The organism is Ruegeria sp. AD91A (genome assembly GCF_003443535.1).
In the GTDB taxonomy this organism is placed as follows: domain Bacteria; phylum Pseudomonadota; class Alphaproteobacteria; order Rhodobacterales; family Rhodobacteraceae; genus Ruegeria.
In genome coordinates this window covers 434,639-456,402 of record NZ_CP031946.1, presented here as the reverse complement: position 1 = coordinate 456,402, position 21,764 = coordinate 434,639, and the positions used below count along the sequence as shown (strand labels likewise).

Here is a 21,764-nt window from a genome sequence, read left to right as displayed (position 1 = left end):
GGTTGATAAGTGGCGGGGAGACAGGGATTCGAACCCTGGGAACGCTCTCACGTTCAACGGTTTTCAAGACCGCCGCATTCGACCACTCTGCCACCTCCCCGTCGACAGCAGGGTCTAAGGCGAAGTTCGACCAGAGGCAAGCCGAAATCGGGAAATCTTGCCGAAGCCTGTGCAGCGGTCTTTCCATGACACTTCAGCCACGTTATGATCCGTTCGAAAGACCGTAACAGGCTGGCATACAGAACCGGCAGACCGGCAGCGGGGTTCGGAAAACGAAACCCCTTCAGGCAAGGGATAAGCAGATGAAGCGAGCGATCGAGACACGCCCGGGGCCGAAACGGCTGGCGTATCTGGCGTTGACTTTGACGATACTGGCCGGATGCGAAGAGGCTTTTTCAACTTCTGAATCGGCTGAGAAACCGGAAGAAAATTCGGGGAAAACAGAACTCCTGCCCGACGTGACCACCAGCTCTAAGCGTGATGTCGAAGCCCCTGAGGTTTTTCAGACAACCGAAGCAGGGCTTTGGGATGGCCGCCCGTCCCTTGGCGGGGTTTGGGTTGCTCACCCGGACGTTTCACAACCTGAGCGTGTCGTGATCAGAAACACCTCTAACAACAAATCCGTGACTGGCGCCCTGTTCCGGCGCGAGCGCGATCTGCCCGGACCCGCGCTTCAGGTCTCGTCCGCTGCTGCGAAAGAGCTCGGAATGCTTGCGGGCGCGCCGACAAAAGTCAGCGTCGTCGCACTGCGCCGGGAAAAGCTGGAAGAACCATCGCCGGAGGATGCGCCGGAGGCAGAAGAATCGGCAGCGGAAACCACCGCCGCGGCTGCTGATGGAGCTTCCGACACTCAAGCTTCTACAGACTCGGAAAAACCGGCCAAACGAAAATGGTGGCAAAAGAAGGAACCTGCCGTTGCTGCGGCTGGTACGGCTGCGGTTGCAGCGGGGACTGACAGTGCATCGGATGAAACGGCTGAAAACGCCGAGACCGCAAGCGAAGACGCCGAGACGCCCACTTCTACGGACGATCAGGTCGACACACCTGCCGAAAAACCAGCCAAGCGGAAATGGTGGCAGAAGAAAGCCCCCGCAGCTGCTGCCGCGGGAACTGCTGTGGCCGCGGCTGATACGGCGACTGACAGCGCAGACGTAGCCGCCGAAGCCGCCGAAGCCGTGGTGTCACCCTCTTTGTCGGATGCACCGGTCACGCCCCCAGCTGAGCCACCTGCCAAACGGAAATGGTGGCAAAAGAAAGACCCCGCCGCGATCACCGAAACGCCACTGGATCCGGTAGAGGGGGCCGCAGCCGCAATTGATGCGTCAGAAGCCACTCCTGTCGCAGCCGCCACAACGTCGGCGACACCTCTGAGCAAACCGTTTGTTCAGATCGGAACCTTCAGCGTCGAGGCTAACGCCAAGTCAGCCGCCCAAAAAGTGCGTCGGAACGGCATGCCCACAGTTGTACGGGAATTGAAAACAGCAAATAGTACTGTCTGGCGAGTGTTGGTTGGCCCCGCCGCAACCCGGGCCGAGCGAAAAGCCTTTCAAAAGGACGTGAAAGACCTTGGCTTCAAAGACGCGTTCACGGTAACCGACTAATTCAGGGAGTCGTAACATGCTATCCTCAATGCGAACATCCGTTCTGGCTTTCGGGTTTGCCGTTCTGGCGATACCTGCCCAGGCTTTTGATACATCTGCCCGTGCGGCATATGTGATCGACCAAACCACCGGTACCGTACTGCTGTCGAAAGAGGCCGACCAGCCGTTGCCGCCCGCGTCGATGTCCAAGCTCATGACGCTTTACGTCGCGTTCGAAGCGTTGCGGGACGGACGCTTGACGCTGGACGAAACTCTGCCCGTTTCAGAACACGCGATGAGCTATGGCGGATCGACCATGTTCCTGAACACGCAAGATCGCGTTCGTGTCGAGGATCTGCTGCGCGGCATTATTGTTTTGTCGGGCAATGATGCCTGCGTCGTCATCGCCGAAGCGCTCAGCCCGGATGGCACCGAGGCGGGGTTTGCGCGATACATGACCCAGCGAGCCAAGCAAATGGGCATGAACAATTCGAACTTCGCAAATTCAAACGGTTGGCCCGCCGCTGGGCATATGATGTCGGTTCATGATCTGGCCGTTCTTGCGGATCGCCTGATCTCCGACTTTCCAGAATACTACCCTCTATTCGCCGAAGAGGTTTTCGAGTTCGATGGCCGCGCACCGTCCAATGCCCGTAACCGCAACCCGTTGCTGCGACTTGATATCGGTGCGGATGGTCTGAAAACCGGCCACACGCAAGAAGCGGGCTATGGCCTTGTCGGGTCCGCCAAACAAGGTGACAGGCGGGTGATCTTTGTGCTGACGGGTCTCGACAGCACCGGCCAGCGGGCAGAGGAGGCTGAAGCCGTGGTTAACTGGTCGTTTCGAAATTTTGTCGAGAGGACAGTTGCCAACGCGGAAACGCCGATAGCCGAAGCCAAACTATGGATGGGCGAGAAAAAGACCGTGGGGCTTGTCCCCGATGGTGATCTGAACGTGCTGTTCCCGGTTCTGGGCACACAGAATGTCGAGGCCGAAGTGGTCTATGAGGGCCCGATCAATGCGCCCGTCAAGAAAGGCCAGCAACTCGCCGAACTGGTGATCAAACCCGAAGGTCTGCCGGAAATCCGGCGACCGCTGGTGGCAGCTGAAGATGTTGCGATCGGCGGTTTTTTGGTACGTATGCTGACTGTTGGCAGTATCGTATTGAAAGACGTGATCAACAACCCGCTGGAGTCGATGTGACGAAAGCGGGGTTATTTCTGACCTTCGAAGGCATTGACGGTTCAGGCAAGTCAACCCAGGCGCGGATGCTGGCGGAACATCTGCGTGCGCAGGGTCACGAGGTGGTACTGACGCGCGAACCCGGCGGCTCTGCGGGGGCCGAGGAAATTCGCAGCCTGGTTTTGGAAGGCGACCCGGATCGCTGGTCGGCCGAAACCGAGATTCTGCTGTTCACCGCGGCCCGTCGCGACCATCTGGAGCGTACCATCGAACCCGCGCTGGCAGCAGGGAAGGTCGTGATCTGCGACCGCTTTGCAGACAGCACACGTATGTACCAGGGCTTGTCCCGGGGCGACCTGCGAAATCTCGTGGATCAATTGCACAGCATGATGATCGGGCGCGAACCGGATATGACGCTGCTGATCGACATGGACCCTGAAACGGGCCTGGCACGCGCCAAGGGGCGACAAGGCACCGAAGAACGTTTCGAGGACTTTGGCCCGGAATTGCAAAAGAAGATGCGCGCCGGCTTTCTGGCGCTGGCCGATGAATTCCCGGACAGGTTTCACATCGTGGATGGCAACAGGGACATGGACAGCGTGGCGCAGGATGTTACAGAAATCGTTCAGGCAGCACTGCGGTAGACGATGAGCGACGATATCCCTTCCCCGGATCAGGTGCCGGGTGCACCACATCCGCGCGAAACCGTTCGGCTTTTTGGCCAGGACGCGGCTGAACAGGCATTTCTGACCGCCTACACTTCGGACCGTCTGCATCACGGTTGGCTGCTGACAGGGCCACGCGGTGTCGGCAAGGCGACACTGGCTTGGCGAATTGCGCGGTTCCTGCTTGCTACACCTCCGGCAGAGGATGACGGGTTGTTCGGCGCGCCGCCTCCGCCCGAGACGCTCGACATTGATCCTGACCACCCGGTAGCCCATCGCATTCAGGCCGGGGCAGAACCGGGTTTGGCAGCGATAGCCAGATCGCTGAACGATCAGGGACGGCTGCGCAGTGAGATCGTCGTGGATGACATCCGCAAGCTCGGGAAGTTTTTTGGCCTGTCCTCTGCTGACGGCGGCCGCCGCGTCGTGATCGTGGATTCAGCGGACGAAATGAACGTCAGCGCTGCCAACGCGTTGCTGAAAATGCTGGAAGAGCCGCCTGCGCGCACCACCCTTTTGTTGGTGTCACACCAACCCTCGCGCCTGTTGCCAACCATCCGTTCGCGCTGTCGCACGCTGCGCCTCGGCCCGCTGAACGCGCAAGACATGCAAGCCGCCCTTTCACAAACGGAAACCGAAATTCCCGCTCAGACTGAACACCTTGCTGCGCTTGCGGCGGGTTCAGTCGGAGACGCCGAGCGTTTGATCAATCTGGGTGGTCTGGACATCTATGCCGAACTGATCGCCATACTGGGCACCCTGCCCCGTATGGACCGCCAGCGCGCGCTGGCTTTGGCCGAAGCGGCGGCGCAGCGCGGCGCGGCAGACCGGTTTGAACTTTTGCTAACATTGATCGACGTTGCTCTGTCACGGCTGGCCCTGACCGGGGCAACAGGCACACCACCGGTTCCTGAAGCCGCCCCCAACGAGAGTGAAACACTGGCGCGTCTGTCAGCATCGCCGGATCAAGCCCGTCGCTGGGCCGAGGTCGCCGCGACGATCACAGCCCGGGCGCGACATGGTCAGGCTGTCAACCTTGACCCTGCCGCTCTGGTCCTAGATACGGTGTTCAAGATACAGGAAACCGCCGGTCAGAACAGATGAGCGACACCCCCCAGATTACTGACAGCCATTGCCATCTGGACTTCCCGGATTTCGACGGCCAGTTGGACGACATCATCACGCGTGCCGCCCAGGCTGGCGTGACCCGCATGGTGACGATTTGCACCAAGCTGCGCAACGAACCCGCTGTCCGTGCGATTGCCGAAACCCACGCGCCGGTCTTCTATGCCGCCGGCACACACCCGATGAGTGCCGCGGACGAGCCATTGGTCTCGGTCGAAGATCTGGTCGCCCTGGCACAGCATCCAAAATTAGTCGGTATCGGTGAAACCGGCTTGGACTATCACTATACCGCCGATAGCGCGGAAGTTCAGAAACAGTCCTTGCGCATCCATATCGAAGCAGCCCAGCGCACCGGGTTACCTCTGATCATTCACGCCCGCGCAGCTGATGAAGATATGGCCAGCATTCTGGCCGAAGAATATCGCAACGCGCCGTATTCCTGCGTGATGCACTGCTTCTCATCCTCAGCTGAACTGGCCAAGGCCGCCTTGGATTTAGGTTTTTACCTGTCCATGTCCGGCATAGCCGCCTTCCCCAAGAGCCAGGAATTACGGGACATTTTCGCAAGCGCCCCGGTGGATCGCGTTTTGGTGGAAACCGACGCCCCCTATCTGGCTCCACCGCCGTACCGTGGCAAGCGCAACGAACCGGCCTACACCGCGCACACAGCGCGTAAGGGGGCCGAAGTCTTTGGCATGGACTATGCCGCTTTTGCTGACCAGACGCAGGCAAACTTCGACCGGCTGTTCACCAAAGCAGCACTGTACAAGGCCGCTGCATGACCGGATTGCGATTTACAATTTTGGGTTGCGGATCCTCTGGCGGCGTGCCGCGATTGGGCGGTCAGTGGGGTGATTGTGACCCTGCGAACCCCAAAAATGTCCGGCGCCGCTGTTCGATGCTGGTCGAACGCGACGGGCCAGATGGCACAACTTCGGTTCTGATCGACACCACGCCTGATATGCGCAGCCAGTTGCTTGAAACAGGTACAGGGCGATTGGACGGGGTCGTCTATACGCATTCCCACGCAGACCATGTGCATGGAATCGATGATTTGCGCATGATCGTGTTCAACATGAAAACCCGTGTTCCTGTGTGGGCGGATGGCGACACCCAGAACGCTTTGTTGGGGCGGTTTGGATATGCGTTCATTCAGCCGGAAGACTCCCCCTATCCTCCGATCCTCGAGCTTAAGTCTATCGACGGTCCATTTGAAATCGACGGTCCCGGTGGCGCGATTCCGTTTCGCCCTTTCAAGGTGAATCACGGTTCGATCGATTCCCTTGGATTCCGCATTGGGCAACTCGCCTATCTGCCGGATGTTGCCGAGATTTACGACGACGCCTGGCCCGAAATGAAAGGGCTGGACTGCCTTGTCATTGACGCCCTGCGCCGCTCACCTCATCCGACGCATGCGCATCTGGAAAAGACGCTCGGGTGGATCGAAAAGTTGCAACCGAAGCGCGCGGTATTGACCAACATGCATATCGACCTCGACTATGCGACCGTCGACGCCGAAACCCCCGATCACATCACCCCCGCCTTCGACGGGATGGTGATCCATCAGTCGCAGTAGGCCGCTGCCCGCCCCCCGCATGATATCGCTGCAGGCCCGTCGCACGGGGGTCATATGCTGCAAAGCCTGATCGATGTCATTCTTCCGGTTTTCCTTGTAATCGGAGCCGGGTATACTGCAACCCGCACAGGATACTTCAAAGAAACGCATGTCGATGGGCTGATGAAGTTCACCCAAGGCTTTGCGATTCCATGCCTTTTGTTCCTGGCCATCGCGCATCTGGACCTCAGCGCCAGTTTCGATCCCCGGCTTTTGGCCAGCTTCTATTCCGCCGCTGCTTTATGTTTCACCGCAGGTCTGTTCGGCGCGCGCATAATTTTCGGTCGCGATTGGGAAGATTGCGTCGCCATAGGGTTTTGTTGCCTGTTCTCGAACTCTGTCCTCTTGGGCTTGCCGATTACCGAACGCGCATATGGGCCCGAGAACCTGACTGGCAACTATGCGATCATCGCCTTCCATTCTCCGTTTTGTTACGGCGTTGGGATCACGGTGATGGAGGTCGTGCGAAATCGCGGTCATGGAGGCATGCGTATGGCACGGTCTGTATTGTCTGCAATGTTCAAGAACGCACTGATCCTTGGTATCGCCCTTGGGTTTCTGGTCAACCTGTCTGGCCTGGCGATCCCTGCCGTGGTCGACGAAGCACTGGGGTTGATCACACGCGCTGCCCTGCCCGGGGCGTTGTTTGCCTTGGGCGGTGTGCTGGTCAAATACAAGCCTGAAGGCGACCTGCGCACCATCGCATTTGTTTGCTGTATCTCGTTGATGCTGCACCCCAGTCTGGTGTGGATGTTCGGCAAATCCGTGGGCCTGCCGCAGGACCTGTTTCGGTCGGGCGTTTTGAATGCCGCCATGGCTCCGGGTTTCAACGCCTATATCTTCGCCAATATGTACGGCCGCGCAAAACGGGTAGCAGCGTCGGCCGTACTTATTGGTACAGCCTCGTCTATTCTGACTGTCTGGCTATGGCTGACACTTCTGGGCTAACTGTGGTGTTGACTTCAGGTCGACGTGAAACACCTATCGCACAACACAGCAGGAGATCCGAATGTCACATGCTATTATCGTCGCTCATGGCCAACCATCAGACCCGGAACCGGCCGAAGCTGCACTTGCGACATTCGCCGCCAAGGTCAACGCGCTGGCAGAGAATGTGGTTGTCCATTCGGCCACTCTGGCTGCACCGGGCGCGTTGGAGGCAAAGCTGGAACGCGTGCCAGAGAACCCGGTCATCTACCCACTTTTCATGGCAAAAGGGTGGTTTGTCACCAGCGCGTTACCCAAACGGCTTGGGAATCATCCGACGCAGATTTTAGACCCGCTGGGAATCGACCCAGAACTGCCGGCCCTGACCGCAGAGGCCCTGCGAACGGAATTGTCTGACAAACACTGGGCCGCTCAGTCCACAGATCTGGTCATTGCGGCGCATGGTTCCGGTCGCAGTCGGAACCCATCGACCGTAGCGTTGCAGTTTGCAGAACAGCTTAGAGGTTTGGTTGCTTTCAAATCTGTTTGCGTCGGTTTCGTCGAAGAGCCACCATCCATTTCTGACGCGGCAAACGGTACCGGAGATCAGGCGCTGTGCCTTCCGTTCTTTGCCTGTACCGGAGGACATGTTCAGGAAGATGTACCGCAAGAGCTGGATCGTGCAGGGTTCTCTGGCGTCCTACTGCCTGTGGTGGGAGAGTCGCCTCCGATCCGGGCCCAGATCGCAAAAAAGCTGACAGAGGCATTCGAATCTGCCTGAAGCCCCGATACGATCCCCATCCTGTTCTCTGGGCGAATTCAGGTTTGCGCCTTGCTCAACGTTGAATACAGGCGATGGCAAGACCGGCCATCGCGTTTGGCCTGATAAAGGGCCAAGTCCGCTGCGTGAAGAATGTCGGCGGCGTTGGGGCTTTTGAATTGCGTGGACAAGGCAGTGCCAATACTGACCGAGATGGTACAGAGCTGATTCTGGAACAACATCGGTTCGTTCAACCTTGAAATCAGACGCCCTGCGATGGAGAACAGGGTATCTTCGCGTGTCAGGTCTTTAAAAACAATTACAAACTCATCCCCGCCAACCCGGGCAACAGTATCATTGTTTCGTGTCTCCTCCTGCATGATGCGGGCGGCCTCCTTTAAGACGAAGTCACCAGCCGCATGACCCAGCTTGTCATTCACGGCTTTGAAAAAGTCCAAATCCAGATGCATTAACGCGAAGGTGGAATTTCCCGAAACCAAATGCTCGAGCAAGTGGTCCATTGCTCTGCGGTTCTTCAATCCGGTCAAAGTGTCGGTATAGGCCTGCTCTTCGGCTTCCAGCATCGCCCCCTGTAGCCGAAGGTTGAGAGAGCGGGATGCCTCCATCGCGGCGGATTTGGCTTCGACCAGATACAACAGCTCAATCGCGAGATCCGTGCCCGAGAAATCTGCACTTGTCAGCGCATAGTCCCGCACCGCATCCAATATTGAAATACCAAATGACAGATTGATGACCGCGCCGCCGGAATGCGGCAAAGGAGCGACCAACCCTTTGAGGGTTGTGCGGGGTTCATCATGAAACCTCAGGTGCAACTTCGCCCCCGCCATTGACATCAAGGCGGGAACGGTTGTGATCGTTCTGGGACGGATCAGTTCAAACACATCCAGAAAACCCTGCCCCACCAGCGGCAATTCAGGTCGCAACTTTTGCAAGGTCGGACCCGCTTGCTGAATATGCCCGTTTTGGTCCACCAACAGGAACATCGGGCAAAGCGTTTCCAGAAGACCAGCCAGTTCTTGGGTATCTGTCATCCGTTCCGAGCCCCCAGATCAAAATGCCGCCCCTCAGCAAAAGCGCTTTCAACCAACATGATGGAAATGACGTCACTACCTTGCTGCTGCCCCTCGTGTGACAGCATCACCAGCGCACCATAGTCATCCGCCATTGCGCGCAGGACCCCAACCATGACATTGGAATATCCCGGCAGGCCCCGGAAGCAACTCAGCTGAAATTCCGTGGCTGACAGCTCTCTCAATTCCACGGCTGGCAGGGTCAAATCAGACACGGCCAGCCGCACGCGATCCGCCAGATCGTCGAGCGAATGAAGAAATTCCACGTAGCTGACGCCGCCAAACCTGAGAAGACGTCGCAATCCTTCCATATTCGGGTGCGACACGAGATACGTCCCTAGGTCCTCGAAAACTTCGGCTTGCGGCCGATCAAGGTCGGCACTCAGCGCCTCCATTACCTGGGACGTCATGTCATCGTCATAGACGAGCATGGCTTCAAACTCGACAAACTCCAGCCTTGCAGCTTCGGTCACGCGCAACCAGCAGGATCGCCCGTAGGTCGCACAGACAAAGGACTGTATCGCCCGATTGATCAGACCATGCATGAAATGCCCCAGATTGGTGTTCTTTGCACTGTGGCCCGAAAAACCTTAACAAATAGCCAAAATCCACCCTGAGTTGTAGCGAATGCAACCGAGTATCAGTTCGATATCACCTGTCCGGTCAGAAATCAGTGGGCGCGCCGCCTTCCGATTTGCGACGTTCGACAAATGCGGCCAGTTCCTCGCGAATACCTTCATCCATCGGAGGGGGCTCAAAGCTTGAGATGATCTCCTTGAACATGTGATGCGCGCGTTCTGCCGTCCAGATACCGCCAGCGGCCTCCCATCCTTCATAGTTTTTCCAGTCACTCAGGAAGGGTTGATAGAACGCCGTGGTATAGCGATCCTGGGTATGCTGAATACCAAAGAAATGACCGTCATTACCGACCGACCTGATCGCATCCAATGCAATCTCGTCCGGCCCTGTGGCGGTCAACTCGGGGTTCATATAGCGTTGAATTTGCTGTAGGATTTCGCAGTCCATGATGAACTTTTCCGGGCTGGCGATCAGACCGCCCTCAAGCCAACCGGCTGCGTGGTAAACCATATTGGTGCCCGATTGCACGGCTGCCCAAAGAGAATTCGAAGTCTCCCACACCGACTGCCCGTCCGGCACATTTGCCGCGCAAACACCCGAAGACCGCATGGGCAAACCATAGAACCGCGCCATCTGGCCGGTCATCTGGGTCGAACGCATGTATTCCGGCGTTCCAAAGGCGGGCGCACCGGATTTCATATCCACGTTCGACGTGAAGGTACCGATCACACAAGGGATACCTGGACGCACATATTGGAACAGCGCAATAGCACATAGCGCCTCGGCCAGGGACTGCGCCACTGCGCCTGCCATAGTTACAGGTGCCATGGCCCCGGCCAGCGTAAAGGGTGTGACTACAATCGCTTGTCCCCGCCGCGCCAGGCGCAAGCATCCGTCTATCATCGGGTGATCGTGTTTCAGCGGCGAGGTTGAGTTGATATTGGTGTACATGCGCGGCGCGGCTTCGAACTCTTCGTGGCTCAAACCGCCTGCAATGCGCACCATTTCCATGACATCTTCGACACGTTCCTTGCCCAGCGAATAGGCGTGCATCGCCTTGTCAGTCAGGGTCAGCTTGTCGTACAGCACGTCCAGATGGCGGACGCTGGCGTGGATATCGACCGGCTCGACCGGGTATCCGCCGGCGAAATGGATACAGTTGAAGTACTGTGTCAGCTTCAGAAGATTCCGGCACATCTCGCGATTGCCCGGCACTTTTTTCCCGATCTCCATGTCCCAGTAGTTCGGCGGGGAAGAGACGTTGCCGAACAGGATGTTCTTCCCGCCAATTTCGATCTTGCGATCCAGATTGCGAGGGGTGATTGAAAACTGGCTGGGAGCCTTGGCAAGCATCTCCATGACAAAGTCGCGGCCCATACGGACATTGTCGCCGTCGATGGTGCAACCGGCTTCGCGCAGGATGCCTATTGCCTCTTCGTTGTAAAACTCGATCCCGATCTCTTCGAGGATGCGCATCGCCCCTTCATGGATCGCTTCGATTCCGGCCTGATCCAAAGGTTCTGTGGGTCGATCGATACTGACCGGCGGGTCCCAGGGCATCTGGTCAATCGCTGCACTGCCCCTGCGCGCAGCCGCCCCTGCACGCCCTCCTCCGCGGCGCTTGCGTGTCTTGGTGTCGGCCATCGGTGCCTCCTGTTCTTGCTTTCGTCAAGCAAGACCCGAAGAGACGCCTATGGCCGCTCCGTCTGCGACAGAATATGTCGGTTTTTCATTCCGTTTTGCCGAATCCCGGATTTGAAAATCAAATTTTGGCCAACCATTCGGGAATATGTCCGATATCCGGCAAAATCACATCCGCCATCGGTGCCAATGCATCGGCCTCGGCCAAACCAGTCAAAACACCGATCGTGGTCATCCCCGCCGCACGCCCGGCCTGCAAGTCATGAAGGCTGTCGCCGACCATCGCGATACGAGATGGCTCGACCCCGATATGCGCGGCAAACGCCAGCAACTGGCCCGGTCCCGGCTTGAACCCGTGACCACTGTCATACCCGGCGACGAAATCGAAATGCCCCCTTATCCCGACAGATTCGAGATGCTGCAAAGCGGGATGTTCACTGTCATTCGTCGCAACGCCCAGCTTTATTCCGGCATTTTGCAGACCTTCCAGGAAAGGAACCAATGGAACGGCGGGCACCTGCGGGGCCGTGGCGGCCTCGGAGTTCATCAAATCGATGATCTCCTGCAAGGTCACGCCATCGACATGGGCAATCAGAACCCCTGCGATTTCTTCGACCGTAGCAGCGATGACAATGCTGCCTTCGGTATATTTCTCTTGGGCGAAATCATATCCTATGATACGGCCAAGATCGGTCGCGCGATCTTCGTCCCCGTTGGACAGGCGCAACAGCATGGAGCGTCCGAACCCTCCCCACGTATTTGCAAAATCAAACAGCGTGCCATCTTTGTCAAAGATGATCGCATCTATCGGCATCCGGTGCTCCTGCGGAAAAATATGGTTATGTCCAGTGTACCTCAGCGCCGCCGGACAATACCGCCCTTGCCTGGGCGGGAAGATCATAGGCGAGTGAATTGGCGTCACAAAACGCCATGACCCACGAATCGTCAAGCACCAGAAAATCAAGAACCGACGCCAGAAACTCGGGATCGCTTGCCCGATCGCGTGCATCCTCGATCGATGCACCTGTGGAGCCCAGAAAAACAGGCAAAAGCTCGTCATTGCTGACCAGCCAGGCCAGGGCAGTCAACGCAAGAGTTTCGGCGGAATCGGAGGATATCGGCATAAACTTGGGTCAGATTCGGTCTTGGAAAGGGTTTGTTAACCAGACTCATAAACACTTTGTTCACGCATGCAATCAACGGTGAACAACTATGTCTGTGCAGGGAACCATCCTTGTCCTCGACGGGGTATCAACCAATCGCATTATGCTGAAGGTACAGCTGACAGCGGCCTGGTATCACGTAGTGCAGGGTGAAAAGCTTGAAGGGTTGCCCGCACTCGTGCGCCGTACGCAACCTGATCTGGTTCTGACGGCCCAGACGTTGCCGGACGGAACGGCTGCGGATGTGAAGAGGGCGATTGTGAAGGAGCCCGGCCTTGATGACGTCCCGGTCGTGGCGCTTGCCGCGCAAAATGACCGGGACGCCCGTTTGCGGGCACTTAAGGATGGACTGGACGATGTGTTGACACACCCGTTCAAAGACACCTTGCTGTTGGCGCGCATTCGCAGCCTATTGCGTGCGCGTGCAGTCACCCAGGACCTGCAGGCCAGCAACGGATCGCAACCAATTGGCTTCGCAGAACCAGCCCCAACGATCATCAGACCGTCCAAAGCGGCGCGGGTTGATATTCTGACCCACACGGCCCGAACCGGCGCGCTTTGGCAAAAGGCCCTGGATGATCAACGTCAATTTGATCTGAACTGGCATCTTCAGTCAAACCTGCGGGGTGTATTGTCCGGGGCTGTTCCTGATGCGATCGTGGTTGAGCTGGGGTCGAACCCGTCCGGCCAAAATATCCTTGCCGACCTGAGATCACGTGCTGTTACTCGGCATACAGTGTTGATCGGGGTGCTGAAAGACGAAGACGCCGGACAGGCTTCGGAAGCTCTGGACCGAGGGGCCGATGCCGTCTGCCTCGGCGGGTTCTGCACTCAGGAGATTCTGCTGCGGCTGGAAAACCAGATTGCCCGCAAAGCGCGGCTGGATCAAATGCGGGTCTCTCTCAAAAGAGGCATCGCGGAATCCTGGATCGACCCGTTGACCGGGTTGCACAATCGCCGCTACGCCATGCGAGCACTGGATCAGATCGCGCGCCAATCCGCCAGAACGGGGCGCAGCTTTGCGATCATGCTGGCCGATCTGGATCACTTCAAGGCAATCAATGATGGACATGGCCATGCAAGCGGCGATTACGTTTTGACGCAAGCGGCGGAACGTATGCAAAATGCCTTGGGGTCCCGCGGCTTTGTCGCTCGCATCGGGGGTGAAGAGTTCATGATCGGTGTGCCGGATGTGTCGCTCAAACAGGCGTTGAACCTGGCCGAAACCATTTGTGACAGCATCTGCCAGGCCCCGTTCCTGTTGCCCGATCAGGGGGCACAAGTTGAAGTAACGGTCAGTATCGGGTTGAAGTTGTCTCAGCCCTGTTTCACCCGGCAAGACTGTGCAGCCGAGAACGTGGAAAACCTGATAAAGTCCGCAGACAAAGCACTTTATGCCGCGAAGAAAGCAGGACGTAATCAGGTGAGTATCAGGCAAAGCGCCGCCTGATCTGTTCAATCTCTTTTCTTGTGCCCGTGCGGCCCCCGTCGGACAACCTCCTGCAATCGGTCTGCATAGGCCTGCCGTTCATCGTCACTCATGGCCGTCACGCGCGCCAGCCATTGCGCTTGCAGGGCTTGTTGCAAATTGGCGGTGGCCTGCGCTTGCTGTTTCAACAGAACCTGGACTGCGACCGGGTCAAAGGGCTTTGCGCGCAACGCCTGACTCAGCACTTCAAAATCCTGAGTGCGACCCTTGGACCCTGTTTTGTACAAGCCCGACAATTCGGCTCGCATCGCCTTTCGATCGTCCTTGGGCAGGGCGCGGTACAAAGCCGGACCAAAGCCAGGCGGCGCTTTGGCATGGTCCCCACCCTTGAGGCGCAGCACTGTTCCAACAGCGACACCCGCAATCAGCAGGTTCAGCGCCAGTGACACGACCAGGAAGACAGGCATCCACCTGCGTTTGGGCTTGGGATCAGCATTCATTCCGTGCTCTCCAGAAAACTCGAGTCAAATCCAAGGTCCGCCACCAGGAAGGGTGTCTCTTCCGACGTCAGCAGATTGGCCGGATCAGGCAGAAAGGTTGGCGCGGAAAACCCGATCCAGACACCCGCAGCACTTGCGGCGACAAGCCCGCCAAGGCCCTGCCATCCTCCTACATTGCTTATCAACCTGTTCCATATCGAAGGTTTCGGGCGCGGCGCAGGCGCAAGGCAACTGAGGCGAACAGTTTCAGCATCTGTCTGGATTCGCACAGCAAGATCGTCCGGAAGTACCGGTCGCTGCCGCTGTGCCTGTGCAAACAAATGATCCAGTTGCAGGTCTTCATCCGCCATTTTCATACCCCAGTTCTTCTCGTCGTCCGGCCAAAATTGCGGTCAGGCTTCGCTTGCCTCTTGCGGTCAGGCTTTCAACTGCTTCTACCGAAATGCCCATGATCCCGGCAATTTCGGGGTTGGGCAGCTCTTCAATATGGCGCAGCACGACCGCTTGTCGCTGCCGTTCGGGCAACTCGGCCAAAGCCGACTGCAAGGCATCCTTGCGCGCCTCATCCTGCATACGTTCAACCACGCTGGCTTTGCCGTCTTCTGGTTCGGGAACGTCCGACAACCTGTCGGGTGTCTTCTTGCGCCTTATGTCCACACACAGGTTCAACGTCACCCGATACAGCCAGGTCGAAACCTTGGCCTGACCCGACACCCAATCCGGCGCCATCTGCCATAATCGCATCATCGCATCCTGCGTCACGTCTTCCGCCTCGGCCCGATTACCCAACATGCGCAATGCAACCGAGTAACAGCGTGGTCCCAAACGATCGGTCAGGATCCGCGCAGCCCCCGCCTCGCCGTCGGCAAATTGCCTCAGCAACGCATCGTCGCTGAGTGTGCTCGCGGCGCAATCCGCACCGCGAGCGTCTTGTTGGTGGGAGGTCAGGTCCTCCATCCTGCATCAGTTATCGCTTGCGTTCGACTTGTGATGCTTTTTCTTTTGGTGCCGTCCCATCCGGTCTTTGGCATCGGCAAATTCCTGTTCCGAGATTCCGCCACTGTTGTCCGCATCCATCCGATCAAACATCTTGTCAGCCCGGCGCGGTTTCGGCAACTCATCCTGACTCAGGAAGCCATCTTTGTTCGTGTCGTTGTTTTCGAACATCCTGGCAACCCGATCGCTTGCTTTCTTTTGGGCAGCGGCCTGCATTTCTTCCTGGTTCAGCTGTCCATCACCATTGGTGTCTGCCTCTGTGAAACGCGCAGCGCGATGCGCCTCCATCTCCTGTTGCGTCACCTGGCCATCGCCATTGGCGTCCAGTTCCTGAAAGGATACCGGCTCACGGCCACCCGGGCCAGCGGCCAGAACAGAAGTACCGGTAATCGCAACCGCTGACATAACAATGGCCGAGATGAATGTAACGTTTTTCATTTCCGTTTCCTTTTGTTGACGCGGCCCGAGTGCCGCCGCTCATACCCATTCAAACGGGCTGTGCCGGGATTTCCGTCGCTGAACCCGGTATGTTTTTTTGAAAGGTCCGGAATCACCCCGAGTCGACGTGCCGGGCAGGCGTTGCAAAGCGACGCACCCCCCTTTTAAATCCGCACGATCAGGCCCATTATCCGGCAAAGATTAATGCGCGAGTTATATTATGACGGATCAGACGATCGAGACGACCACCGAAGATGAGCGTGAAACATGGCCCGCCCTGATCAAAGGGTTTCGCTGCAAATGCCCCAACTGTGGGGAAGGAAAGCTGCTGCACAGCTATCTCAAGGTCAATGATTCCTGCTCGAACTGCGGGCAGGAACTGTTTCATCATCGCGCTGATGACGGGCCTGCCTACCTGACAATCCTGCTGGTGGGCCATTTGCTGGCGCCGGCTCTGCACGTGTCCTATGTTCATTGGCGGCCCGATCCGTGGACAATGGCCATTGGCTTCTCCATCGCTTGCGTTGCCCTGTCCCTGTTCCTATTGCCGCGCCTGAAAGGTGCCGTGGTGGCATATCAGTGGGCGCGTCACATGCATGGCTTTGAAAAATCCGCGTGAACCGAACCAGTTGATCAGTTTGGACATGACACCTGACAAATCCGCCATCCGGGACGCAGCGACTGTTATCGTACTGCGGGACAGATGGGAAAACCCAACGATCCTTATGGGTCAGCGTGGCTCCAAGGCGGCCTTCATGCCGAATAAGTTCGTATTTCCCGGTGGCGCGGTTGATCCGGCTGACGCGGATGTTCCCTTGGCAACGGACTTGCCGGATTTGTGTTTTGAACGTTTGGGCGAACAGGCTAAGCCACAGGTTCAACACGCCCTCGCCGCTGCCGCCATACGCGAGCTTTGGGAAGAAACTGGCCTTGTTCTCGGCCAGCCGGGTGCCTGGCCCGGGCATGTTACTGCCGATTGGCAGAGCTTTGCCGCATTGGGTTACCTGCCAACTGCGGCGGCACTTCAGTTCGTCTTTCGCGCGGTAACTCCACCGGGTCGTCCCCGCCGGTTCGATGCGCGGTTCTTTCTGGTCGACGCCGAAGCTCTGCAAGGTGATGTGGATGATTTCAGTCACGCCTCGGATGAACTGTCACACCTGCAATGGGTGCCACTGGATCGGGCACGGGATCTGGATCTGCCGTTTATCACCGAGGTTGTTCTGGCTGAAATCGCGGCCCGGGTTACGTCCCCCGAGCCGCCATCGTCGGTTCCATTCTACAAAAACAACGAAGAAGCCAACCTGTTCCTGCGTCTCAGGGGCTATCCGATGCCAACCCACGACTGACGGATCGGTTTCACCGCATCCGGCTGATCACCACCGTCACTTCGGGCTTTTTGCCAATCTCGGCTTTGGCTGTCTGCCGCACGATGCGGCGCATTTCGTCTTCCAGCTTGTCGTCGTCGCGCAGGGTCTTGGCAGCGGCCCGCATCAGGAACTGGTTCAAGTCTTCTTCCAACACTTCGATCAAAGCAGCGCGCGAGGTTCCGGTTTCGGGCAGGCCCATGGTATCGCACCATGGCTCACCCAGCGGTTCGTCTTCTTCGTCCAGAACAACCGTCACCGTAACATGGCCGTTCAGAGCCATACGGATGCGATCCCGCACCACACCATCAAGGGCACCGATTTTCACTGTACCGTCCAGATATGTACGACCGGTTTCGACATAGTCGACGACCACCGGTTCATTGCCGCAGAGGTCCAGCATGGTGCCATTCACTGCCAGCACTCCGGTTCTACCGCCCTGCTCTGCCAGCTTGACGTGCTCGCGCAAATGGCGGTGCTCACCATGCATCGGGATAACAATTTGCGGGTCGGTCAGTGCGTGCACTTTCTCAAGATCTGGCCGGTTGGCATGGCCTGAGACATGATAGAGGCCTGAACTGTCGTCGACGACATCCACGCCCTTCTCGCTGAGCTGGTTCATGATGAAGATCACGCCCCGCTCGTTCCCGGGAATGGTCTTCGAGGAAAACAGGAACAGATCGCCCTCGGCCAGTTCCAGACCACGGTACTTGCCACGGGCCAGTTGGGCGCTTGCGGCCCGTCGTTCCCCCTGGCTGCCGGTCACGATCAGCATCAGGTTCTGACGCGGAAGATCCAGAGCTTCCTCGGCGCTGATCACCTTTGGGAAATCCGCAAGAATACCCGTTTCGGTCGCGGCTTCGATCATCCGGCGCATTGCGCGACCCAACAGAACGACTGAACGCCCGGCCTGTGCACCCGCTTCGGCCAGCGTTTTGACCCGCGCGACGTTTGAGGCAAAGGTGGTTGCCACGACCATGCCTTCCGCGCCTTCGACCAGCTTGACGATCTCGGGGCCAACTTCGGATTCTGAACGTCCCGGATGGGTCGAAAACACATTCGTACTGTCACAGACCAGCGCCTTGACGCCGGGCTTGGCGACCTCGGCCCACAGGTCAGGATCAAAAGCCTCGCCCACGACTGGGGCCGCATCGAGCTTGAAGTCGCCCGAATGCACAACACGCCCCGCGGGTGTATCGATGACCAGTGCGGCACTTTCGGGAATCGAGTGCGAAACCGGAAGGAAGCCAACCGTGAACGGCCCGACGGAAACCTGTTCAGGCCAGGCGGAAACGGTCGTAACCGCCTCGGTCGGGTGCGCGTTTTCTTCCATCTTGCGTCGCGCAATATTGGCCGTGAAGGCCCGCGCATAGACCGGTGCACCCAAGGCTTCATAACAATGGGCCACGGCGCCGACATGGTCTTCATGGGCGTGCGTGATGAAAACACCGTCCAACCGGTCGGCACGCTCTTTCAGCCATGAGATATCGGCATAGATAAGGTCAACGCCCGGCGTTGTATCCATATCAGGAAATGTCACCCCCAGATCCACAAGGATCAGGCGCTCCTTCCCCGGTTCACCATAGCCATAAACATAGGCGTTCATGCCAATTTCGCCTGCGCCACCCAGCGGCAGGTAGATCAATCTTTCACTGCTCATATGGAGCCATTATCCTTGTTGTAGCGATGGATCACGGTCAGCCCGTGCATCGTCAGATCATCTTCGATTGCGTCGAACCCCACGTCGGCCTGATCGAACAAGGGGGCCAGCCCTCCGGTTCCAACGACTTTCATCGGCATTCCGTACTCATCCTTAATCCGGGCGATCAGTCCCTCGATCAGACCGGAATATCCCCAATACACGCCCGACTGGATACAACCAACCGTATTCGTTCCGATCACCTTGTCCGGTCGGGTGATATCGATATGCGGCAGTGCTGCCGCGCCCTGGTGCAAGGCCTCAAGGCTCAGGTTTACACCTGGGGCGATTATACCACCCACATAGGCACCATCGGCAGCGACAACGTCGAAATTCGTTGCAGTACCGAAGTCCACGACAACTACATTGCCGCCATGACGATCAAAAGCGCCAACAGCATTGGCCAGTCGATCCGGACCGGGCACTGTCCCTTCATCCACACGAGGCGGAACAGGCAACAGGCAATCGGGTTTACCCACGACCAATGGTCGGCAGCCAAAAAAACGATCGGCGAAGATGCGCAGGTTGAACACCACACGCGGCACGGTCGAGGCGATGATCACGTCGGTGATGTCCGCTTCGATCCCGTAATGCTTCACCAGCGTCGAGTACCAGGTGAAATACGCGTCTGCAGTGCGCGCGTGGTGGGTCGAGGTGCGCAGGGTGCACAGGAATTCCTCACCGTCCCAGATCGAGAAAACGGTATTGGTATTGCCGCAATCGATGGCCAGAAGCATCTGCGCCCCTCTCAGAAAAAGACATCCGCCGCAGGAATGCTCACGCGGCCCTTGGCGGTGTTTAAGACAAGGTTACCGCTTGCGTCCACCGTTTCGAAGGTCCCAACCGTTTCTGACGTTCCGGTACGAGCGGTGATAACCTCGCCCAAACGGGCCGCCCGGGTCAGCCAGGCAGTGCGGATCGGCTCGAACCCGTAGGTAACGAATTGGGTTTCGTAGTTGGCGTAGGCCGCGGCCAGTTCAGTCAAAAAGTCCTCGGGCGAGACATGCGCACCGGTTTCCGACAACAGTGAAACGGGGCGGAGCGCGCCGGGTTCCACAGCGTCGGGGTCAGGGGCAGTTGCCAGATTCACGCCGATGCCGATGGACAAATGCGCTACACCACGCCCCTGCCCCGTGCTTTCCAGCAGAATACCGGCGAGCTTGCCACCATTGAGCAAGACATCATTGGGCCATTTCAGAGACAGACCTGCTGCCCGCCCTGTAACAGCCACGCAAGCGTCAAACAGGGCTAGCGCAGCCACGAAACTGCGCAAGGCCGCCTGATCCGGCGCGCCCTGAGGGCGCATCAGCAAGGTCGCTGCCAGATTGCCCATCGGGTTGGCCCAGTTTCGTCCGCGCCGCCCACGCGCTGCCGTCTGATGATGCGCCATGATCCAGACGGGGCCACGGGCATTCGGAGCAATCCGCGCCGCTTCATTCAGCGTACTGTCGACTTCCTGCACTTCGTGCAGGCCATAACCTTGGGGCCACTTGGTCATATCAAAAAGGCTCGGTCGCGCGACCGAGCCCCTCTTTCCGGTTGTGCAAAACGTTCAGTTGACAAGCGTGGCCGCCGCGGCTGCTGCCGCGCCCTCGACGCCGAACTGATAGAAGATACCGATCAGCATCAGGGCTGCAGACCCCATCAATGCCACCCACAGAACAGGGGTCGACCGGGTTTCGATTGGCTCTTCGTTCTCGGCCCCGAAATACATGTAGAACACGATCCGCAGGTAATAGAAGGCACCGATAACCGAAGCGATGGCTGAGACGATCACAAGCCCGGTTAAACCAGCACTGACACCGGCCTGCCAGACACCGAACTTCGCGAAGAAACCAAGCATCGGAGGCACACCTGCGAGGCTGAACATCAGGATCAGAACAGCCAGTGCCTTGCCCGGATCACGTTTTGAATACTGGCGCAGCGCGTCGATATCGGTGATGGGTTTGCCGTCACGTTCCATCATCAGAATGAAGGCGAAGGTGCCGATATTCATGGTCACGTAGATGGCAAGATACATCAGCATCGCCTTGATACCCAGCTCGGTACCGGCGGCCAGACCAATCAGCGCATAGCCCATATGGGCGATGGACGAAAACGCCATCAGACGCTTGATATCGCGCTGTCCAATAGCTGCCACGGCACCCAGCAACATCGACAGGACAGATAGCAGGACAATCACTTGCTGCCAGTCTTTGACAATGCCGCCGAACGCGTCATGCAACAGGCGCGCGAACAACGCCATCGCCGCAACCTTGGGCGCCGTGGCAAAGAAGGCCGTGATCGGCGTAGGCGAACCTTCATAAACGTCCGGTGTCCACATATGAAACGGAACGGCCGAGACCTTGAAGGCCAGACCCGAGATCAGGAAGATCAGGCCAAACAGCAGACCAAGCGAAACATCGCCATGGTGAACTGTCTGGATGATGCCCGAGAACAACGTAGTACCGGTGAAGCCATAGACCAGCGACGCACCATAGAGCAGCAGACCCGAGCTCAGCGCCCCCAGCACGAAATACTTCAGACCTGCCTCGGTCGATTTCGCACTGTCACGACGCAGTGCCGCCACGACATAGAGAGACAGCGATTGCAGCTCGAGGCCCATATACAAGGACATCAGATCGCCTGCGCTGACCATCATCATCATACCCACGGCGGCCAGTGCCACCAGCAACGGGTATTCAAATCGCAGCAGATCACGGCGTGCCATGTATTCCTGGCTCATGACCAGAACGGCTCCCGCCGACAGCAGGATGGCCACCTTGGCAAAACGGGCAAAGCCGTCATCGACGAACATGCCGTTGAAGGCGACGTTTGTACCCTCACCCTGAGTTGCAATCCAGATTGCCAGAAGGGCCATAAGACCTGCCGTGGTCCAGACAAGCAGAGGCGCCAACCCGTCCTTTGTCGTGTAGACAGCCCCCAGCAGCGCCGCCATCGCATAAAGCGCCAGAACGATTTCCGGCAGGATAATTGTCAGATCAGCCTGGATCATTTCTCCAAAGCTCC

At 57.9% G+C, this 21,764-nt stretch carries 24 protein-coding genes and 1 tRNA gene; 11 read left to right on the top strand and 14 right to left on the bottom strand.

The window, feature by feature from the left end:
* Positions 1-10: 10 nt before the first annotated feature.
* Positions 11-100, bottom strand: a tRNA-Ser gene (locus tag D1823_RS02295).
* 202 nt (positions 101-302) lie between these two features.
* Between D1823_RS02295 and D1823_RS22250 the strand changes: the two genes are divergently transcribed.
* From D1823_RS22250 to D1823_RS02255, 8 genes are all read left to right on the top strand, one after another.
* Positions 303-1,601, top strand: coding sequence for an SPOR domain-containing protein (locus tag D1823_RS22250; RefSeq protein ID WP_117868433.1), 1,299 nt, complete (start codon positions 303-305; stop codon positions 1,599-1,601).
* A gap of 16 nt (positions 1,602-1,617) precedes the next feature.
* Entirely contained in the window at positions 1,618-2,784 is a 1,167-nt protein-coding gene (locus D1823_RS02285; protein ID WP_117868432.1) for a D-alanyl-D-alanine carboxypeptidase family protein, read from the top strand.
* A complete protein-coding gene (gene tmk, locus D1823_RS02280; RefSeq protein ID WP_117868431.1) occupies positions 2,781-3,407 on the top strand; it encodes a dTMP kinase in 627 nt (208 codons plus the stop codon). Before D1823_RS02285 ends, tmk begins: the two co-directional genes overlap by 4 nt.
* A gap of 3 nt (positions 3,408-3,410) precedes the next feature.
* On the top strand, positions 3,411-4,532 hold the full coding sequence (locus tag D1823_RS02275) for a DNA polymerase III subunit delta' (protein WP_117868430.1): 1,122 nt from the start codon (positions 3,411-3,413) through the stop codon (positions 4,530-4,532).
* Positions 4,529-5,335, top strand: a complete 807-nt coding sequence (locus tag D1823_RS02270) for a TatD family hydrolase (RefSeq protein WP_117868429.1) — start codon at positions 4,529-4,531, stop codon at positions 5,333-5,335. Before D1823_RS02275 ends, D1823_RS02270 begins: the two co-directional genes overlap by 4 nt.
* Positions 5,332-6,129 (top strand): MBL fold metallo-hydrolase, encoded by a 798-nt coding sequence (locus tag D1823_RS02265; protein ID WP_117868428.1) that lies wholly within the window; start codon positions 5,332-5,334, stop codon positions 6,127-6,129. Before D1823_RS02270 ends, D1823_RS02265 begins: the two co-directional genes overlap by 4 nt.
* A 54-nt stretch (positions 6,130-6,183) precedes the next feature.
* Complete coding sequence (locus D1823_RS02260) at positions 6,184-7,116, top strand: AEC family transporter (RefSeq protein WP_117868427.1); 933 nt, start codon at positions 6,184-6,186, stop codon at positions 7,114-7,116.
* A gap of 61 nt (positions 7,117-7,177) precedes the next feature.
* Positions 7,178-7,876 carry a CbiX/SirB N-terminal domain-containing protein gene (locus D1823_RS02255; protein WP_117868426.1) on the top strand — a complete coding sequence of 233 codons (699 nt, stop codon included), beginning with the start codon at positions 7,178-7,180 and terminating at the stop codon, positions 7,874-7,876.
* Positions 7,877-7,914: 38 nt separating this feature from the next.
* On the opposite strand, the gene D1823_RS02250 is transcribed toward D1823_RS02255, so the two are convergent.
* The 5 genes from D1823_RS02250 to D1823_RS02230 form a co-directional block, all read right to left on the bottom strand.
* On the bottom strand, positions 7,915-8,907 hold the full coding sequence (locus D1823_RS02250) for a diguanylate cyclase domain-containing protein (RefSeq protein ID WP_117868425.1): 993 nt from the start codon (positions 8,905-8,907) through the stop codon (positions 7,915-7,917).
* Positions 8,904-9,491 (bottom strand): heme NO-binding domain-containing protein, encoded by a 588-nt coding sequence (locus D1823_RS02245; protein ID WP_117868424.1) that lies wholly within the window; start codon positions 9,489-9,491, stop codon positions 8,904-8,906. Before D1823_RS02245 ends, D1823_RS02250 begins: the two co-directional genes overlap by 4 nt.
* A gap of 118 nt (positions 9,492-9,609) precedes the next feature.
* Positions 9,610-11,169, bottom strand: a complete 1,560-nt coding sequence (locus tag D1823_RS02240; RefSeq protein ID WP_117868423.1) for a trimethylamine methyltransferase family protein — start codon at positions 11,167-11,169, stop codon at positions 9,610-9,612.
* A 118-nt stretch (positions 11,170-11,287) separates the two neighbouring features.
* Positions 11,288-11,980 (bottom strand): HAD family hydrolase, encoded by a 693-nt coding sequence (locus D1823_RS02235; RefSeq protein ID WP_117868422.1) that lies wholly within the window; start codon positions 11,978-11,980, stop codon positions 11,288-11,290.
* Positions 11,981-12,005: 25 nt separating this feature from the next.
* The gene (locus D1823_RS02230; RefSeq protein WP_117868421.1) at positions 12,006-12,290 is read right to left on the bottom strand and encodes a DUF3572 domain-containing protein; all 285 of its coding nucleotides are present in this window, start codon (positions 12,288-12,290) and stop codon (positions 12,006-12,008) included.
* Between the two features lie 88 nt (positions 12,291-12,378).
* Here D1823_RS02230 and D1823_RS02225 point away from each other — a divergent pair, with 88 nt between their 5' ends.
* Positions 12,379-13,779, top strand: coding sequence for a diguanylate cyclase (locus D1823_RS02225; RefSeq protein WP_117868420.1), 1,401 nt, complete (start codon positions 12,379-12,381; stop codon positions 13,777-13,779).
* Positions 13,780-13,784: 5 nt separating this feature from the next.
* Here D1823_RS02225 and D1823_RS02220 read toward each other — a convergent pair whose 3' ends face one another.
* Genes D1823_RS02220 through D1823_RS02205 form a run of 4 tightly spaced genes read right to left on the bottom strand, consistent with a single transcriptional unit; the run spans position 13,785 to position 15,692 of the window.
* Entirely contained in the window at positions 13,785-14,258 is a 474-nt protein-coding gene (locus tag D1823_RS02220; protein ID WP_117868419.1) for a periplasmic heavy metal sensor, read from the bottom strand.
* Positions 14,255-14,608 carry a hypothetical protein gene (locus D1823_RS02215; RefSeq protein ID WP_117872636.1) on the bottom strand — a complete coding sequence of 118 codons (354 nt, stop codon included), beginning with the start codon at positions 14,606-14,608 and terminating at the stop codon, positions 14,255-14,257. The genes D1823_RS02220 and D1823_RS02215 overlap by 4 nt, the downstream gene beginning before the upstream one ends.
* Positions 14,598-15,215 (bottom strand): RNA polymerase sigma factor, encoded by a 618-nt coding sequence (locus D1823_RS02210; protein ID WP_117868418.1) that lies wholly within the window; start codon positions 15,213-15,215, stop codon positions 14,598-14,600. Before D1823_RS02210 ends, D1823_RS02215 begins: the two co-directional genes overlap by 11 nt.
* A gap of 6 nt (positions 15,216-15,221) precedes the next feature.
* Complete coding sequence (locus D1823_RS02205; RefSeq protein WP_117868417.1) at positions 15,222-15,692, bottom strand: EF-hand domain-containing protein; 471 nt, start codon at positions 15,690-15,692, stop codon at positions 15,222-15,224.
* Between the two features lie 220 nt (positions 15,693-15,912).
* Here D1823_RS02205 and D1823_RS02200 point away from each other — a divergent pair, with 220 nt between their 5' ends.
* A complete protein-coding gene (locus D1823_RS02200; protein WP_117868416.1) occupies positions 15,913-16,311 on the top strand; it encodes a DUF983 domain-containing protein in 399 nt (132 codons plus the stop codon).
* A 25-nt stretch (positions 16,312-16,336) separates the two neighbouring features.
* Complete coding sequence (locus D1823_RS02195) at positions 16,337-17,038, top strand: NUDIX hydrolase (protein ID WP_117872634.1); 702 nt, start codon at positions 16,337-16,339, stop codon at positions 17,036-17,038.
* 10 nt (positions 17,039-17,048) lie between these two features.
* Here D1823_RS02195 and D1823_RS02190 read toward each other — a convergent pair whose 3' ends face one another.
* Genes D1823_RS02190 through nuoN form a run of 4 tightly spaced genes read right to left on the bottom strand, consistent with a single transcriptional unit; the run spans position 17,049 to position 21,750 of the window.
* Complete coding sequence (locus D1823_RS02190) at positions 17,049-18,716, bottom strand: ribonuclease J (RefSeq protein ID WP_117868415.1); 1,668 nt, start codon at positions 18,714-18,716, stop codon at positions 17,049-17,051.
* Positions 18,713-19,492 (bottom strand): type III pantothenate kinase, encoded by a 780-nt coding sequence (locus tag D1823_RS02185; RefSeq protein ID WP_117868414.1) that lies wholly within the window; start codon positions 19,490-19,492, stop codon positions 18,713-18,715. The genes D1823_RS02190 and D1823_RS02185 overlap by 4 nt, the downstream gene beginning before the upstream one ends.
* 11 nt (positions 19,493-19,503) lie before the next feature.
* Positions 19,504-20,253: a biotin--[acetyl-CoA-carboxylase] ligase gene (locus D1823_RS02180; RefSeq protein WP_117868413.1), complete on the bottom strand. Its 750-nt coding sequence runs from the start codon at positions 20,251-20,253 to the stop codon at positions 19,504-19,506.
* Positions 20,254-20,307: 54 nt separating this feature from the next.
* A complete protein-coding gene (nuoN, locus tag D1823_RS02175; RefSeq protein WP_117868412.1) occupies positions 20,308-21,750 on the bottom strand; it encodes an NADH-quinone oxidoreductase subunit NuoN in 1,443 nt (480 codons plus the stop codon).
* Positions 21,751-21,764 lie beyond the last annotated feature (14 nt).